Source organism: Lysobacter sp. Root690 (assembly GCF_001427785.1).
In the GTDB taxonomy this organism is placed as follows: Bacteria; Pseudomonadota; Gammaproteobacteria; order Xanthomonadales; family Xanthomonadaceae; genus Lysobacter.
This window is the reverse complement of record NZ_LMHM01000001.1, coordinates 484,880-501,231: the sequence shown is the minus strand read 5'-3', so window position 1 is coordinate 501,231 and position 16,352 is coordinate 484,880. Positions and strand designations below refer to the sequence as shown.

Genomic DNA, 16,352 nt, shown 5'->3' with positions numbered 1-16,352 from the left:
GCCGCTGATCGGCTTCGCCTATGCGGTGCGGCGGGTGTCGCTGACCGCGATCGGGTTGTTGCAGTACGTCGCGCCGACCTTGCAGTTCCTGATCGGCGTGCTGATTCTGCGCGAACCGTTCAATGCCGAACGCGCGATCGGTTTCGTGATCATCTGGATCGGCCTGGCGGTGTTCGCCAGCGAGGGCTTGTTGCGGTCGCGGCGGATGGCGGCGGCTGCGCAGGCGGCTTGAGCGTCAGTCGAACAGGCCGTCGAGCCAGCCCATCACCAGCACATAGGCCACAACGCCCAACACACCGATGATTCCACGACGCCAGGCGCCTTCGTGCCAGCGCCGTTGGCGCGCACGATTGCGGATCTGTAGGCGGGCCTGCGAGGTGGACAACGCCGCGCCGGCGTTCTGCTGCGCCTGCAGCCGTTGAGGAAAGGTCGCGCCCAACGCTGCGGCAGCCGGCAACGCGCGTGCCGCGGCGACCGGCGCGTGCGCGGCCAGGTAGCCATCGATTTCCGTATCGCTTATCGCCGGCTCCCAGTCCTCGACGAACGCTCCCGCGATCCGCCGCCGCAGCGCCAGCGCGCTGACGTAAGCGCTGTCGGCCGCAAGGCCGTAGCCGCTCAACATAACCACCAGTGGCGCGTGACGTCGGGTCGTGGTGGCGTTTTGACCGCTGGCCCGTTGCATCCAGACCGGCAGGCGACCGAAATAGCGGGCCGGATCGCGCACGCACACCTGCAATGCTTCAATCTCGCCCCCGAACTGACGGACGTAATAACGCCGCAGGCCGACAACGTCGCTCCAGTCGATCAAGCCGAAGTCGGGCGAGTGGATGCCGGTCGCATCGATGCGCAATTCGCGCGGCTGCAAGCGATTGCGCAGCAGCCAGATCCAGCCGGTGCCGAGCAGGACGGCGCAGACGGTCATGAACAGCGCGACTGGGTAATCGGCGGCGTGCCAACGGCTGTAGGCGATAGTGGAAATCAGCACGGCCATAAGCGGCGTGCCCACGGCCAATCCGAGCGACAGCGATGAGGTGCCGCGTAATTCGTTCTGCGCCAGCGCGGCGCGCAGTGCCTTGCGCGGATCGTTGGCGCGGCTGTGATCGATGCGGTAGATCGCTCGCAAGCACAGCGCGAGACCGCCGATGCAGAGCGACAACAAGGCCAGTTTCAGATACGGGTTGTGGTTTCTCGATGCATCGCTATCGAGCGCGATCATCATCGCGAATATGCCCGATGCGTAGGCTGCGCCGATCCACAAGCGTCTGCGAGTTGCAGTGTTCATCCATGCCTGCGTGTTGCCGTGAATTCCAGCCCACTCTAGAGCGAAAACAAAGGCAATTGAAGCATCGGGCATGCCGTCGACGGCGTGGGCGCGGAGAACGTCTATCTGTTCGCACTGGGGCTGGCGTGGGGGCTGTGGGATCAGGCCCATCGGTGGGGTGGTTTCATCGGCGGCTGGGGCCGGGCACCGATNGCCGCTGATCGGCTTCGCCTATGCGGTGCGGCGGGTGTCGCTGACCGCGATCGGGTTGTTGCAATACGTCGCGCCGACCTTGCAGTTCCTGATCGGCGTGCTGATTCTGCGCGAACCGTTCAACGCCGAACGCGCGATAGGTTTCGTGATCATCTGGACCGGCCTGGCGGTATTCGCCAGCGAGGGATTGTTGCGGTCGCGACGGATGGCGGCGGCTGCGGCGGCATGAACCTTCGCGTCAGCCCGACGCACTGTGCTGTCGGCTGTCGGCCTGCAGCGTGGCGCGAACGGCAGGTGTCGGCGGCGGTGCTTCGAGCTGCGTCGCGGCGAGCAACTCAAACTCGCGCAGGCGCTGCTCGACGACCGCCGCGCTGGTCGCCGCGCTCCAGTCTTCGATCCAGGGTTCGGCGCAATCCTTGCGCAGCTCGCGAGCTATCTCGCAGGCCGTTTCCACATCCACGCGGTAGGGGCGGGTCACGATATCGATCCGGCCGTGGCGAGCGTCGCGGGCCAGCTGCATCCGGTATCCGTAAGCCATCAACGCCGAGGTTTCGTTTTCCAGGTAGCGCCAAGGGTCACGTAAGTAGACCCGCAACAAAGGCATCTCCACGTCGTTGACTATGAGCGTCTGAGCCGATAGTCCGAGAACTTGAGACCAGGCGATCATCCCCAGACGGGTTTCGAAGATGCCTTCCTGATCGATCCTCAGGCATTGCTTGTGACTCCAGGTAAAACCGCCGATGCGGCGGCGCTGCAGCGCCACGCGTCGGCGCGCGGAATCCTTGCCGCGTTTGCTCCACAGGTCGGGAAACAGGATCGATCCGCCGACGTAGAGCACGAACAGCAAAAAGCTCAGGCACGTCATCACCGCGATGAAGGGCGAGTCGTCGGAAGGCGGGTCGTGCCGCCTGAACCAGACGATCCCCGCGATGATCGAGCCGACGATCGCCAAGGCAAGCGAACCTTGCTTGGGTTGCTCCTTCATCTCCGCCTTCCCCCGCCCCTATAGGTTGCAAGCAAGCATAGCGTGGGCTCAAGCGAGGTTGCAGGTGGCCGGACGCAAGCTACGTCGCCCGACAGCCGGGCAAACGATCGCGACGGCGGATCGCCGGGCCGGCGTTTGCGCCCGCGGGGATTGACGCTCGACGAGCGACATCTGCGATGCATAAAACTGCGCCGAAAAAAAAGCCCCCCTCATTGCAGGGGGGCTTTTGCATCGCAATCACATGTCGAGCCTTGAGCCTACAACGCCCGCAGCGCCGACGTCACCGGCAAGGTCGCCGCGCGCAGCGCCGGGAACAGGCCGCCGACGAAGCCGATCGCCAGCGCCCACTTCAAGCCGTTCCACAGCAACTCGCCGGTGACGCGGAAATCGAAGGTCAACTGACCCACGCCGCCGGCGATGGTCGAGGCGGTGTAGCCGTTGAAGATCAGCCACGCGAGCGCGCCGCCGATCAAACCGCCGAGCAAGGCCAGCAGCATCGTTTCCAGCATCACCGCGACCACGACGGGCAAGCCGCGGAAGCCGATCGCGCGCAGGGTCGCGATCTCGCGCGCGCGGGTGGCGACGGTGGCGAACATGGTGTTGAGCGCGCCGAACACCGCGCCGATCGCCATGATCGAACCGACCACGATGCCGATGATGCGGATCACCTTGGTCATCGCCTCGGATTGCTTGGCGAAATACTCCGCGGTGGTGCTGGTGTCGACCTGCAGTCGCGGGTCGCCGGCCAACGCGGCCTTGAACGCCTTGAACTGCTTGGCGTCGCTGAGCTTGGCGATGACCGCGTTGCGCGAGGCGCCGCGACGGTAGGTGGACGCGACCATGTCGGCGTCGGCCCACACTTCCGAATCCATGGCGTCGCCGGATTTGAAGATGCCGACCACGGCCCACGTCTCGCTGCCCAGGCGGATCTGCTTGCCGACCTCCATGCCGGCGAACTGACGCTGCGCGCCGACGCCGACCACCACTTCGCGCTTGCCGGTCTCGAACTTGCGGCCCTGCACGATCTTGATCTGCGGCCGCACCTGCCAGGCGCGATCGCCGACGCCGCGCAACTGCACGCTGCCGTCTTCGTCGGGCTTGCCGCCCTTGATCGGCAGGTTCGCCGCGACCACCGTTTCCGGCGAGGCCAGCGGCCGGCCGTCGGCGGCGCGGGCGATGCCGGGTGCCTGTTCGATGACGTTGATGCTGGCCAGGTCGAGGGTCGACATCACCTCGGCCGCGGACGCGCCGCGCAGCACCATCGCGGTGTCGTCGCTGCCGGTGCGCGCGAGCGTTTGCTTGTAGCCCTCGGCCATCGACAGCATCGCCACCAGCACCGCGACCACGCCGGCGATGCCGATCACCACCACCGACGACGACCCAGCGCGCTGGCGCAGCGTGCTGATGCCGACGCCGGCCACCGACGCGGCCTGCTGGCCGCTGCGGGTCAGCAGCATCCACAAGACGAACGCGACGGCGAGGCCGAGCAACACCGGCCAGGGCGCGAGCGCCCACAGCACCAGCCCGGCGACCAGGGCCAGGAAGGTGAGCAGGCCGCGTAAGAACGATAGGAACTTTTTCATGTGCGCTCTCCGTTAGCGTCCGGCCAATGCATCGACGATGTTCAGGCGCATGGCGCGGATCGCCGGCAACAGGCCGACCAACAGGCCGATGCCGACCATCAGCATCAACGCCACCGACCAACTGCGCCAGCCGATCGGCGGCACGCTGATCGCGCCGTTGCTGCCGGCGCTGACGATCGGGCCGAGCCCGCCGGCGATGGCCACGCCGATCACGCCGCCGAGCAGCAGCAGCAATACCGACTCGGCCAGCACCAGCAGCAGCACGCTGCGGTCGGGAAAGCCGATCGTCTTGAGCACGGCCAGTTCGGAGGTGCGTTCGCGCACCGCCTGGGCCATGGTGTTGCCGGTCAGCAGCACCAGGGTGAAGAACACCGCGCCCATGATCGAGCCGACGATCAGGCCGATGTCGGCCATCTGCTTCATCCAGCTCGCGGTCGCCGCCGCTTCGGTCTGGGTCTTGGTCTCGTGATCGGAATTGGCCGAGATCGCGTCGATGGCCTTGGCCACGCGGTCGCTCTGGCTGGCGTCCTTGACCTCGGTGACGTACCAGCCGACCTGGCCGCGGTTGTAGGGCGTGGAATCGTCGAAGTACTTCCAGTGCAGCAGGATCATCTGGTCGAACCAGCCGCCGGATTTCTTGTCGCTGGCCGCGAGCGTGCCGACGATGTCGAAGCTCCAGTTCTTGCTGCCGTCGCTGCTGGTGAAGATGGTCGACTGCAGCGGCAGTTTCTGTCCGACTTTCCAGCCGAAGCGCGCCATCAGGCCTTCGCCGACCAGCACCCCGGTGCGGGTGGCGGCGAACGCCTTGCGATGCGCGGCGGACACCGCCATTTCCGGATACAGGTCCAGATAGTTGTCGGCCACGCCGAAGCTGAAAATCTGGTTGTGCGGATCCTGATAGGCGCCGCCGAACCAGTTCGCATAGGTGACTTGCTTGACCCCCGGTACCTGCGCGATGCGCTCGTTGAGCGACATCGGCAACGGCTGGATGAAGGACAGGCGCGAACCGGTCTGCAGACGCTTGACGCCGTTGGCGCTGTTGCCGGCCTGCTCGAAGCTTTCGCGCACGCCGTCGAGCAGGCCGAACAGCAGGAACGCGGCGATGATCGACAGCAAGGTCAGCGCCGTGCGCGTCTTGCGCCGCATCAGCTCGGCCCAGATCAGATGGAAATATTTCATGATGGCCGCTCCCGACTCATGCCGCGTGCGACTGCTGTTCGACCAGGGTGCCCTTGTCGAGGTGCAGGGTGTGGGTGGCGTACTCGGCGGCCTTGGGATCGTGGGTCACCATGACGATGGTCTTGCCGTGTTCGCGGTTGAGCAGCTGCAGCAGGTTGAGGATTTCCTCGGCCGCGTGCCGGTCCAGATCGCCGGTGGGTTCGTCGCAGATCAGCAGGGTCGGGTCGGACACGATCGCGCGCGCGATCGCCACGCGCTGTTGCTGGCCGCCGGACAATTCGTTCGGACGGTGGCTGCGCCGATCGGCGAGGCCGACCAGGGTCAGGGCGATTTCGGCGTTGCGCTTGCGCTGCGAGCCGTTCAACGGCGACAGCAGCAGCGGCAGTTCGACGTTGCGTTGCGCGGTCAGCGCCGGCATCAGGTTGTAGAACTGGAACACGAAGCCGACATGGCGGCTGCGCCACTGCGACAACTGGCCCGCGCTCAGGCGATCGATGCGCTCGCCTTCGATGGTGATCTCGCCGCCGGTGGGGTTGTCCAGGCCGCCGATCAGATTGAGCAGCGTGCTCTTGCCCGAGCCCGACGGGCCCATCAGCGCGACGAAGTCGCCCTTGGCGATGTCCAGGTTGATGCCGTGCAGCACTTCGACCTTTTCCGGGCCGCGCTGGTAAGTCTTGGTGAGGTTTTTGATCGAAACCAGAGTGTCCATCTTCGACGTCCTCAAGCGTTGGGATTGCGGTGAAAGGAGCCAACACGCGCCGCGCGCGGGTCGCAGATCGGTACGGCGGCCGCGCGCGGCGGCCGGTTCGATGGTCCGGCACGGCCGCTTGTGTCGCGGCCGCGGTGATCGTGGCGATGCGCGCGTCGGGCGCGGTGATCGCCCGGTTGCGTTACTTCGACGTCGCCTTACTTCGGCGATGTCTTACTTAGACGAATCGGCGTCGCCGGTTTCGACACGCACGCGCGATCCGTCTTTCAGCGAATCGGGCGGATCGAGCACGACGGTCTCGCCGCCGCTCAGGCCGGCGGTCACTTCACGATCCTCGCCGAGCTTGCGGCCCAGGCTGAGCTCGGTCTGCGCGACCTTGTCGTCGTTGACCACGAAGGCCACGTCCTTGCCGTCGCGCTGGGCCAGCGCGTTGGCGGGGATCATCGCGCTGGGCTTGGTCTGCTTGGGCTGGTCGGGCTTGGCCGCTTCCAGGAAGCTCACCCGCACGCCCATGTCCGGGACGATGCGCGCGTCGCGGGTCTTGATCGCGATGCGCACCTTGACCGTGGCCTTGCCGCGGTCGGCGGTGGGAATGATCGCGATCACTTCGGCCGGGATCTTCCAGTCCGGGTACGCGTTGAGCACCGCCTCGACCGGCATCTTCGGCTGCACCCGGCCGATGAAGGATTCGCCGACGTCGACTTCGATCTCGAGCGAGTCCATGTCGACGATGGTGCCGATGCCGGTGCGGGTGAAGCCGCCGCCGGCCGACAGCGGCGAGACGATTTCGCCCGGTTGCGCGGCCTTGGCGGTGACCACGCCGGAGAACGGCGCGCGCACGATGGTGTTATCCACGCCCAGGTCGGAGATGCGCAGGCTGTCGCTGGCGACCTTGACGTTGCGCTGCGCGGTCAGCAATTGCGCGCGCAGCGAGTCGCGGCTGGCGACGGCCTGGTCGTACTGCGACTTCGACACCAGTTGCTGTTTGACCAGCGACGAAAGTCGGGTGGCGTTGACCTCGGCTTCCTTGAGCTGGGCCTGCACGCGCTGGGTGTCGCTCTGCGCGGCGCCGAGCTGGGCGGCGGTGAGTTCGCGCTGGGCGTTGGCGTCGATCGGGTCGAGCGTGGCCATGACCTGGCCCTCCTCGACGCGCTGGCCTTCTTCGATCATCACCTCGCGCACCTTGCCGGTGATCTTGGCCGAGACCGTGGCCATGCGCCGCGCGACCACATAGCCGGTGGCGTCGAGCACCGAGGCGCCCGCGCCGTTGCCGCCGCCGATCGCGGTGACCGTGGCGGTCTGGACCTTGGCGCCGGCGTTGCGGCCGAACAGCATCCAGCCCATGACGATCAGCGGCACCAGGAACAGCAGCGCCAGGCCGATCACCAGCAGGCGGCGGCGACCCGAAGGCTCCGGCGCGCGGTTGCGGTCGATGCGCAGTTCCTTCAACAGGTCAGCCGATGCACTCATGGTCTCAACCGATACGCCAGATGGCGCCTAGTGTGACCGTGCCGGCGGGCGCGCGCCAACCTGCTGAAAGTCAGTTTCTGTCAGCCCTTGAGTCGACGGTTTTGCATGACAAGTGTCACTCGCGGTGCGCGCGCGTACGCCGGCATTCAGCCCGCGCCGGCTCGAAGCCAGACTGTAGGAGCTGCGCGAGCTGCGACCGCGGTACCGCAGCAGCCGTCGCAAGCGCGATGTCGCGGTCGCAGCTTGCGCAGCTCCTGCAGTCGGACTTCGTCGGATCGGCCTCGGCGTTAGTGCGTAGCAACCAACCCCGCCGGATCAGTAATCGGCGGGATTGGCGCTGAAGTTCACCGGCACGGTGATGTTGACGCAGCCGCCGGCTGGCAGCGCCGTCGCGGTCAGGGTGACGGTATTGCCGCCGGCCGCGCCGCCGCTGGCGGCCGAGCAGGTGCCGCCGCCGGTGCCGGCGCAGGTCCATGGACCGCTCAAGGTCACGCCTGGGGGCAGGGTGTCGGTGATGGTCGCGCCCGCGGCCGGGTCGGCGCCGGCCGCGTTGCAGGCGCGGATCGTGTAGGTGCTGCTGCCGCCGGGCGTGTAGGTGGTCGGCACGTCGGCCTTGGTGATCGACAGCGCGCTGGTGCCCAGCCGGTTGGTGAAGGTGCAGGTGACCGCCTGCGCCTGACCGTTCGCGGCCGCGCCGATCACCGACACCGGCAGGGTGATGTTGACGCTGGTCCCGGTGCCGGTGGCGACGGTGGCGCCGGCGCCGTTCACGCAGGCGTAGGTGCTGACGTACAGCGCGGTGGTCGCGGGGGTCGGCACCTCGACCACGGTGGTGGTGATCGGCGTGGTGGCGATGTTCTGGGCGACGGTGAGGTCGGGCGCCCCCGACGCGCTGTTGTGGTACAGCGTGCGGAAGTTGGTGGTGCCGTTGTGGCCGGCGGCGATGGCGAAGGCGGTGCCGCCGATGCCCAGGTCGAAGCGGCCGGTGGCGCCGGTCGGATTGAGCTGTTTGATCACCCGCACCACCGGCTTGATCTCGATCATGTAGTCCTCGACCTCGCCGCTGTCGAGGCGGCCGGTCGGGGTGGCGGTGCTGAGCTGGCTGCCCTGGGTCGCGCGCAGGCGCACGTAGCTGCGGCCGGCGGTGGTCGCGACCGGCACGGTCCAGTTGAGCGTTGTCGTGGTCGCGCCGCTCGCCACGGCGTTGCACACGCCTTCGCCGCCTTCGAACACGCCGTTGCGGTTGAAGTCGATCCAGCCGCACACGGTGCCGGCGGCGGTGCTGCCGCTCAGGCTCGGGGTCAGCGCGTAGGCCTGGCCGATCAGGCCGGTGTGCAGGGTCGCCAGCGGCGTGGTCAGACCGTCTTCGTCGGCGCCGTCGCCGGCCGCGCCGTTGTTGTCGGCGCCGACCGCGACCGCGTTCGGGCTCGGGGTGACCGCGGGCGTGTCGTTGAACACGTTGGGGTTGTCGACGTCGACGCTGCCGCCCAGGCGGATGCCGTCGACGATGTGGCTCGCCGCCACGCCCGCGTCGTAGCTGGCCGGGGCGTCGCCGAAGTCTTCGTCGACGCTGGTGGTGACCATGTAGCCGTCATCGCCGAGCGCGTTGCCGATGGTGGCGTTGAAGACGTTGCGGGTGCCGGAGATGCCGACGTTGAAGGTCACCGAGGTCACCGTGCCGTTGATGCGCACGCTGCCGCAGCCGGCGAGCTGGGTGGCCGGGGGCGCGATCGCGGTGCAGTTGGTGCCGTTGTAGGTCGTGTTGACCAGGTCCAGCGAGGTGCCGCCGCCCAGGGTCTGCAGGTTCACCGCGCCGCCCAGCAGGGTCATGGTCGCGCCGGCCGGGACCGAGCTGGCGATGGCGTGGACGGGACGCGCGGCGGTGATGGTGACCGTATCGCCGGTGATGCTGCGCACGCTGCCCAGGCCGAGGAAGTGCACGGTCGGATTGGTGACCGGCCGGCTGAAGCCGATCGTCAGGGTGCCGATGTTCGGGCAGGCGACCGTGGTCGCTGCGTTGTTGGCGAAGTTGCAGGCCGCGCCGACGGTCTGCATCTGGATGCCGGTGGTCGTGGTCGGCACGTTCGGGGTGAACATCGCCGCGGTGGCGCCGCCCAGGGTGGTGATCGGCACGTTGTTGGCGACGATCTGGACGTTGGCGCCGGTGACCGTATAGGTCGTGGTCAGCGTCGACGGATACGGCTTGGTTGAGGCGCTGTTGAAGCCGATGGTGCCGGTGGCGGTGGCATTGTGGACCTGCGCCGCGTTGGCCCCGGCGCTCCACGCGGCCAGGCCGGCGCACAGGGCCAGCAATGCGATACGGCGCCCAGACCGCTGAATACCCGCTTCGATCCCCATGTCCTATCCCCGAGTGACGCAGTGCAGACCTCGCGTCCAGCGAGGGCCCCTGTGGAATGCAGTGCCGTTTCACTCTACGTGGGACACACCCGATACGGATTCATGCCCCTTAGTCGCTTACGTAATCTGTGCCGATGTGCGGACAAATTAGTGATGGGTAGCGCTATCGCTCGAAACCGCCCGCAAAGCTAGCCGCATAAAAGACTCTTTTCGGGTGTTTATGTCTACGTGCATAAGTGGCTATTGGCACACAAATACGACAAAAAACCCGCCCGGCTTGCGCCGGACGGGTCGTTTAGGGATCGCTTGGACGCTGGGGCGGGGCGGGTCGGTCAGTAAGCGCCCGGGTTCGGGCTGAAATTCACCGGCACCTGCACGTTGACGCAGGCGCCGACCGGCAGGACCACCCCGGTCAGCTGCACGCTATTGCCGCCGGCCGCGCCGCCGCTGGCCGCGCAGGTGCCGCCGCCGGTGCCGGCGCAAGTCCACGGGCCGCTCAGGGTCACGCCATTGGGCAGCGGGTCGTTGACCGTGGCGCCGTTGGCCACGGCCGGGCCGGTGAGGTTGCAGGCGCGCAGGGTGTAGGTCGTGGCGCCGCCCGGGGTGTAGGTGGTGGCGTTGCCGACTTCGCCCTTGACCAGGCTCAGGGCGATGTTGACCGCGATCGGCGCGGGGACCTGCGCGCACTGCGGATTGCCCGCGGCGGGGCAGGTCGGCAGCGGATCGGGGTCGCCGCCGCCGGCCACCGCGACGGTGTTGGTCGGGGTGCCGGTGGCGGTCGCGGCGATCGCCACGTTCAAGCGCACGCTGGCGCTGGCGCCGGCGGCGATCGGCGCGCTCGGGGTGAAGGTGCAGGTCACCGTGCCGGTCGCCGGCAGGGTGCCGCAGGCCACCGTGCCTTGCGCGCTCGAAGCCGAGACCAGGCTGAAACCGGCCGGCAGGGTGTCGACGATGGTGATCGCGCCGGTGGTCGGGCCGCCGCCGGTGTTCTGCAGACCGATCGCGAAGTAGCCGTCGGCGGCCGCGCCGGCCTGGCCGGCGGCGAGCGTGCCGCTGACCGTCTTGCTCGCGGTCAGCTGCGGCTGGACCACGGTCAGCACTTCGTCGGCGACCAGATTCACCAGATTGTTGGTGCCGCTGATGCTGGCGTTGGTGTTGTGGTACACGCCGACCGTGTTGGAGGTGACGTTGACCGTGATCTGGCAGGCGAGCTGGCCGCCGACCGCGCCGGCGCCGTTGACCCGGCCCCCGTTGACCGCGATCGAACCGCTGCCGGCGACCGCGGTGACGGTCATGCCGGCCGGGAACGCGGTGCCGAGGGTACCGCCGGCCGCGCAGTTGGTGCGGATGTTCGGGGTCGGCGCGACCACCACGTTGGCCGGCAGGGTGTCGACGAAGTTGATGCTGGAGGTCGTGTTGACGCTCTTGTTGGCCAGATTGAAGGTCAGGGTGGACACGCCGCCGGTGTTGATGGTGGTCGGGGCGAATTCCTTGGTCAGGTCGACCGAGCTGACCGCGAAGGTCACGCGATATTCGATATCGTAGGTCGTCGTGCCGGCTGGCACGTTCCACTGCGCGGCCATGCCGTTGTCGGTGGCGTTGTTGGTGTCGATATTGTTGTTGAGGTTGCCGGCGTTGGCGTTGCTGGCGGCGCTGACGCAGGGGTTGGTCGTGGTCACGGTGCCGTTGCAGACCAGCGACTGCGCCTGGCTGTAGGTCGCGCTGAAGTAGCGGTCCCAGTTCGGCGTGCCCGAGGACGGCTCCCACCACAGCGCTTCGAACTGATCGTTCTTGATCACGCCGACCAGGTCCGGCCGGCCGGTGTTGTTGCCCGGGCTGGTGCGCATGAAGCCCGGCCCGTTGTCGCCGCCCTGCAGGTAGGTGTCGACGTTCTGATAGAACTTGATCGTCGCGCCCGTGGCGGGCATGCCGCTGAGCGTGACCCGGCGGGTGAACCACGCCTGCGGGGTGATGTAGCGGTCGACGATGGTGACCCGCATCGCGTTGTCGGCGGCGACGGACGGTTGCAACACCGTGGTCACTTCATACGGCGACGCGGCGCTGCCGGTGCCGCTGAGCGCGGATTGCGACACCTGGGTGAACAGCGCGAACGGAACGCCGGCGGCGTTGTTGGCGTTGGTGTAGACGCGGGTGGTGGCGTTGGTGCCGCGATCCACGCGCAGGTACACGCCGTTGTACAAGGTGCCGGCGGTCGGCGTGGCGTTGGCGTTATAGACCTGATCGGCATTGCTGAGCCGGACCTGGAACTGGCTGTTGCTGCCCCAGGTCACCCGCAGGCCGTCGGAACCGTTGGCGAGCACGCCGCCGGTCGGGTTGGCGACTTGCTGGCTGGTGGCGTTGGCGGCATACGCGCCGCCGCTCAGGGCGAGCGCGCAGGCACACAGCGCCAGACCGGCCTGGCGGCCGAAACGGATCAAGCGATTCATGAAATCCCCTGTTGAACGAGCCTTACTACGAAGGTTTGGGCGCGCTGTCGCTGCCTGGCCGCCCCGGCCCCGATCGACCCGGGTGCCGTTAGTGACTTGCATAGCACTTGTTATGTGCCACAAATCACATTTTGCGGCAAGGCGATCGCAGATGCCAGCCCCGAGCCGGCGATCACCGAGTCGAACGGGTTGAACGGGGGCAGGGGGCGGCGCAGGACACGGGGAGTGTGCCTAGATGCACAGGTGGCTTTTGGGCGGTCACGCCTGGGCGCAGCTCCTACAGTCTGGGGCCGCCGGATCGGTAGACGGAGCGGCGACGCCGATCCGTTGCCTGCTTCAGCCTGGGCCGGCGCCGGCGCGCGCGCGACGCAGCCGTTCCACCCGCTCGCGCACCGCCGCGACCAGGGCCGGCAGCGATTCGAAACGCGGCACGTGGTAGCGGTCGGCGGTGATATCGACATTGCCCTTGCGCCAGAACCCGTCCGGACAGGCCAGCAGCAACTTGCCCGAGCCGGCGTGCAGGCCCAGTTCCAGCAAGGTCACCGGGCTTTGCGAGCCGGGCACGAAATACATCGCGATTACGTCCGCGCGCTGCAGCGCGGCCAGTTCCCATTCGACCTGGCGGCGGAATTCGGGTTCGTCGGCGCTGGGCTTCCAGGCCGGGTTCCAGTCGTCGCGGCGCGGGTTGAGCAGGACCACGCCCTCATCGGCCAGTTCGCGCGCGACCTGCGCCTGCCAGTCGACCGAGCCGCCCATGTCGATGCTGCCGGCCAGGAACACACTGATGCGGCCGTCGTCGGGCAGCGGGTTCGGCGACTGGATCGTGATCGAGCGCGGCGGGTTCGCCGCCGCGCTGTCGGCGGCCGCGGCGCCGCCGGTCACCGTGCTGCCAGCCACAGAACTACTCGATAAGGCCATCGCGGAAAACATCAGCAGCGCTTTCATGTCGGTCGGGTCCTGTGCGGGCGAAGCGGCGGGTCGTGGCTGCGCATGAGCGATCGACGGAGCCAATCGGACATCGGCCCGATCAGTACCTGATCACCGCCGATGCCTGCGATTGCGTTCGAAGCGTCCGATCGATCACTCGCTCGCGTGCGCCTTGAGCATGGCGTAGGCCGCGCGCAGGCCCTGCGCTTCGCCGCCGGCCGGGCGGCCGGGGCGGTCGGCGTCGTTCCAGCTGTACACGTCCAGATGCGCCCACGGCAGGTCGGCGGGGACGAAACGCTCCAGGTACAGCGCCGCGGTCACCGAGCCGGCCATCTTCGACGGCCCGGCGTTGGCGAGGTCGGCGATGTTGCTGGTCAGGTAACGCAGGTACGGACGCCACAGCGGCATGCGCCACAGCGGGTCGCGCTGGCGCTGGCCGGCTTCGAGCCACTGCACCGCGATCGCATCCTGGTTGGTGAACAGCGCCGGCAGATCCGGGCCCAGCGCGATCCGCGCCGCGCCGGTCAGGGTGGCGAAGTCCAGCAGCCAGACCGGTTTTTGTTCGCCGGCGTAGGTCAGCGCGTCGCACAGGATCACCCGGCCTTCGGCGTCGGTGTTGTCGATCTCCACGCTGATGCCCTGACGGGTGGCGATGACTTCGCCGGGACGGAACGCGTCCGGGCCGATCGAGTTTTCCACCGCCGGCACCAGCAAGGTGATCCGCAGCGGCAGCTTGCGCGCCATGATCAGTTCGGCCAGCGCGATCGCGTGCGCGGCGCCGCCCATGTCCTTCTTCATCCAGCGCATGCCGTCGGCCGGCTTGAGGTCGAGGCCGCCGGTGTCGAAGCACACGCCCTTGCCGACCAGCGCGATATGCGGATGCGCCAGGTCGCCCCAGCGCAGCGCGATCAGTCGCGGCGCGCGGTGCGAGGCGCGGCCGACCGCGTGGATCGCGGGGAAGTTCTGTTCGATCAGCGCATCGCCGGTGATCACCTCGATGTCCGCGTGGAAGCGCAGCGCGATTTCGCGCGCGACCGCTTCGAGTTCGGCCGGGCCCATGTGCTCGGTCGGGGTGTTGATCAGATCGCGCACGCGCACGCAGGCGGCGATCAGGTCGAAGCTCTCATCGCCTTCGAGCGCGGCGTCGACGACCAGTCGCGCCGGCGCTCGCATCGGCGTCTTGTAACGGCTGAAGCGATAGCTGCCCAGGCCCCAGCCGATGCGCAGCGCGCTCACGCTGGCCTCGTCGTCTTCGCCGCCGACCTGCCAGTCGCGCTGCGGCAGCGCGAACGGGGCGTGGCCGTAGGAGAACGGATCGCGCGGGTCGCCGATGCCGAGCGCCGCCGAGGCGATGCGGCCGTTGCCGTCGGGCAGGGTCAGCACGGTGCCGGGCGAGGCGTCGAAGCCCTGCGCGTCGACCCAGGCCGCGGCCGACTCGCTCAGCGTCGCGCGCCAGCTATCGAACGAGGCGCGGCGAACCAGGGCCAGCGGCAGCGCGTCGCCGGCATCGGAGGTGAAACCCAGGGGCAGAGTCATGCGGTGGCGGTGTCCGTGCGGTGCGCCGCGTCCAGCCAGTCGGCCAGCTCGGCAAGGGTGGTGAATTCCAGGTCCGGACGCGCGTGTTCCTGCGGCCAGCTTCTATGTTCGCGATTGATCCAGCAGGTGCGCAGGCCGGCCTGGGCGCCGCCGATCACGTCCATCTCGATGTCGTCGCCGACGTGCAGCACCTGCGCCGGTTCCACATCCAGGCGCGCGCAGGCGGCGTGGAAGATGCTGGGATCGGGCTTGGCCCGGCCGTGTTCGCGCGCGCCGAGCTGGAAGCGGAACAGCGGCATCAGCCCGATCCGGTGCAGGTCGGCGTTGCCGTTGGTCAAGGCCGCCAGCGGCAGCCGCGCGGCCAGACGCGCGAGCGCGTGCTCGCTGTCGGCGTAGTGCTCGACCTCGCAGCGCGCGGCGAAGAACACGTCGAACGCGGCCGCGGCCAGCGCGGTGTCGTCGCCGGAGTCGCGCAGCATGTGCTCCAGGGTCAGCCGGCGCTGTTCGGTGAAATCGTGGGCCAGGTCCGGCCGCTGCACGGCGATGCGGTCGCGCAGCTCGCGCATGGCCTGGGCCGGATAGCGTTCGGCGGTGCGCGGCGCATGCTCGCGCAGCCAGTCGACGAGCACGTTCTCGGCCCGGATCATGACCGGAGCGATGGGCCAGATGGTGTCGTCGAGATCGAGGGTGATGGCGCGGATGGGTAAGCTCATGCGCGCATTTTAGCGCGCGGCGCCCTGCTGAATGGGTGACGCGCGGCGACCGGCCCGAGCGGGCACCGGGTTGTGCCGGGTTGTGGAAGAGCGTGGCTCTGGGTGGATGTGCGGACGGCGTCGCACCCCCGACTTGGCGACATCCGTTCGGGGCAGAGCATCGCGGTTGAGTGGAGCCTGGGCCGGATGCACCGATTTCCGAGGTCCGCGCAGCTGGGGTGGTCAGAAATTCCTCGCCGCGATCAGCGGACGGACGATGGCGAGGCGGCCTGAGCGAAGGCATCCGGGCTGAAGGCCGTTCCGCGAAGTCGCGCCCCGCTTGCGCAGCGCGCACGACGAGCGCCGTCAGCGTCCGTGAAGTGCCGTGGGCGCTAGCGCGACGGTTTCACTGGCACCGGCGCATCCAGCCCGCGCGCCAGCCGGTCGACCTGCTTGAGCAAATCCGGAATCCGATGGCCGCCGCTCATCCGCGCGACCGCGGCGCGCGCCTCGTCCAGCGCCATGCCGGCGGCCGATACATACAACGGTCGATCGCTGCCGCCGCGCCGCACTTCGGCCGCGGCCGGCGTGCCCGCGTAATAAGTCTTGGCGATGCCGACCACCGGCACGCGCTCGTGCAGCGCGTCGCGCAGATGCGCGCCGAGCCCGGGGCGTTGTTCGGCGCCGAGCCAGACGTAGCCGTCGATCGCGATGCAATCGATCGTCACCGCCGCCAGGGTATCGAGCAAGCGCAGGATGCATGGCAGTTCGCGCCGATAGAACTCGCCGGGCACGTACTCGGCGATGTCCTCGCAGACCAAGGTGTGCGACGCGATCGCTTGCGCATCACCCCAATCAGCGAACAAGACGCCGGCGACGGTGGCGGAGGTTTCGCGGTACTGGACGTCGACGGCGAGGATCATTGCGGACTATTCGGGGCGATTACGCGGCTGCAGACGCGAGTGCGATTTCGGCGCGACGAATTGGAAAGC

General features: G+C 68.1%; 12 protein-coding genes. 1 reads left to right on the top strand and 11 read right to left on the bottom strand.

Going from position 1 to position 16,352, the window contains the following annotated elements; translation table 11 throughout:
• A partial coding sequence (locus tag ASD86_RS27640; RefSeq protein ID WP_235567635.1) for an EamA family transporter occupies positions 1-232 on the top strand: 232 nt, incomplete at its 5' end.
• 1,480 nt (positions 233-1,712) lie between these two features.
• Here ASD86_RS27640 and ASD86_RS02165 read toward each other — a convergent pair.
• From ASD86_RS02165 to ASD86_RS02115, 11 genes are all read right to left on the bottom strand, one after another.
• Entirely contained in the window at positions 1,713-2,459 is a 747-nt protein-coding gene (locus ASD86_RS02165) for a hypothetical protein (RefSeq protein WP_056106385.1), read from the bottom strand.
• Positions 2,460-2,716: 257 nt separating this feature from the next.
• Entirely contained in the window at positions 2,717-4,042 is a 1,326-nt protein-coding gene (locus tag ASD86_RS02160) for an ABC transporter permease (RefSeq protein WP_056106383.1), read from the bottom strand.
• A gap of 12 nt (positions 4,043-4,054) precedes the next feature.
• Positions 4,055-5,221, bottom strand: a complete 1,167-nt coding sequence (locus ASD86_RS02155; protein WP_056106381.1) for an ABC transporter permease — start codon at positions 5,219-5,221, stop codon at positions 4,055-4,057.
• A gap of 16 nt (positions 5,222-5,237) precedes the next feature.
• Positions 5,238-5,930, bottom strand: coding sequence for an ABC transporter ATP-binding protein (locus tag ASD86_RS02150; protein ID WP_056106379.1), 693 nt, complete (start codon positions 5,928-5,930; stop codon positions 5,238-5,240).
• Between the two features lie 213 nt (positions 5,931-6,143).
• Entirely contained in the window at positions 6,144-7,400 is a 1,257-nt protein-coding gene (locus ASD86_RS02145; protein ID WP_056106377.1) for an efflux RND transporter periplasmic adaptor subunit, read from the bottom strand.
• A gap of 315 nt (positions 7,401-7,715) precedes the next feature.
• Positions 7,716-9,758 (bottom strand): GEVED domain-containing protein, encoded by a 2,043-nt coding sequence (locus ASD86_RS02140; protein WP_157476021.1) that lies wholly within the window; start codon positions 9,756-9,758, stop codon positions 7,716-7,718.
• Positions 9,759-10,090: 332 nt separating this feature from the next.
• Positions 10,091-12,205, bottom strand: a complete 2,115-nt coding sequence (locus ASD86_RS02135) for a DUF11 domain-containing protein (RefSeq protein ID WP_056106372.1) — start codon at positions 12,203-12,205, stop codon at positions 10,091-10,093.
• A 336-nt stretch (positions 12,206-12,541) separates the two neighbouring features.
• Complete coding sequence (locus ASD86_RS02130) at positions 12,542-13,150, bottom strand: nucleoside 2-deoxyribosyltransferase domain-containing protein (protein WP_056106369.1); 609 nt, start codon at positions 13,148-13,150, stop codon at positions 12,542-12,544.
• A 135-nt stretch (positions 13,151-13,285) separates the two neighbouring features.
• On the bottom strand, positions 13,286-14,668 hold the full coding sequence (locus ASD86_RS02125; RefSeq protein ID WP_056106367.1) for a leucyl aminopeptidase family protein: 1,383 nt from the start codon (positions 14,666-14,668) through the stop codon (positions 13,286-13,288).
• Positions 14,665-15,381: an HAD-IA family hydrolase gene (locus ASD86_RS02120; RefSeq protein WP_056106365.1), complete on the bottom strand. Its 717-nt coding sequence runs from the start codon at positions 15,379-15,381 to the stop codon at positions 14,665-14,667. Before ASD86_RS02120 ends, ASD86_RS02125 begins: the two co-directional genes overlap by 4 nt.
• Positions 15,382-15,752: 371 nt before the next feature.
• Positions 15,753-16,283 carry an endonuclease V gene (locus tag ASD86_RS02115; protein ID WP_056106363.1) on the bottom strand — a complete coding sequence of 177 codons (531 nt, stop codon included), beginning with the start codon at positions 16,281-16,283 and terminating at the stop codon, positions 15,753-15,755.
• Between the last annotated feature and the right edge of the window lie 69 nt (positions 16,284-16,352).

Excerpts from the sequence above, each read along its gene's own strand:
- ASD86_RS02165 (WP_056106385.1), bottom strand. The coding sequence starts at position 2,459 with ATGAAGGAGCAACCCAAGCAAGGTTCGCTTGCCTTGGCGATCGTCGGC.
- ASD86_RS02125 (WP_056106367.1), bottom strand. The coding sequence starts at position 14,668 with ATGACTCTGCCCCTGGGTTTCACCTCCGATGCCGGCGACGCGCTGCCG.
- ASD86_RS02135 (WP_056106372.1), bottom strand. The coding sequence starts at position 12,205 with ATGAATCGCTTGATCCGTTTCGGCCGCCAGGCCGGTCTGGCGCTGTGT.
- ASD86_RS02140 (WP_157476021.1), bottom strand. The coding sequence starts at position 9,758 with ATGGGGATCGAAGCGGGTATTCAGCGGTCTGGGCGCCGTATCGCATTG.
- ASD86_RS02115 (WP_056106363.1), bottom strand. The coding sequence starts at position 16,283 with ATGATCCTCGCCGTCGACGTCCAGTACCGCGAAACCTCCGCCACCGTC.
- ASD86_RS02160 (WP_056106383.1), bottom strand. The coding sequence starts at position 4,042 with ATGAAAAAGTTCCTATCGTTCTTACGCGGCCTGCTCACCTTCCTGGCC.
- ASD86_RS02130 (WP_056106369.1), bottom strand. The coding sequence starts at position 13,150 with ATGAAAGCGCTGCTGATGTTTTCCGCGATGGCCTTATCGAGTAGTTCT.
- ASD86_RS02155 (WP_056106381.1), bottom strand. The coding sequence starts at position 5,221 with ATGAAATATTTCCATCTGATCTGGGCCGAGCTGATGCGGCGCAAGACG.
- ASD86_RS02150 (WP_056106379.1), bottom strand. The coding sequence starts at position 5,930 with ATGGACACTCTGGTTTCGATCAAAAACCTCACCAAGACTTACCAGCGC.
- ASD86_RS02145 (WP_056106377.1), bottom strand. The coding sequence starts at position 7,400 with ATGAGTGCATCGGCTGACCTGTTGAAGGAACTGCGCATCGACCGCAAC.
- ASD86_RS02120 (WP_056106365.1), bottom strand. The coding sequence starts at position 15,381 with ATGAGCTTACCCATCCGCGCCATCACCCTCGATCTCGACGACACCATC.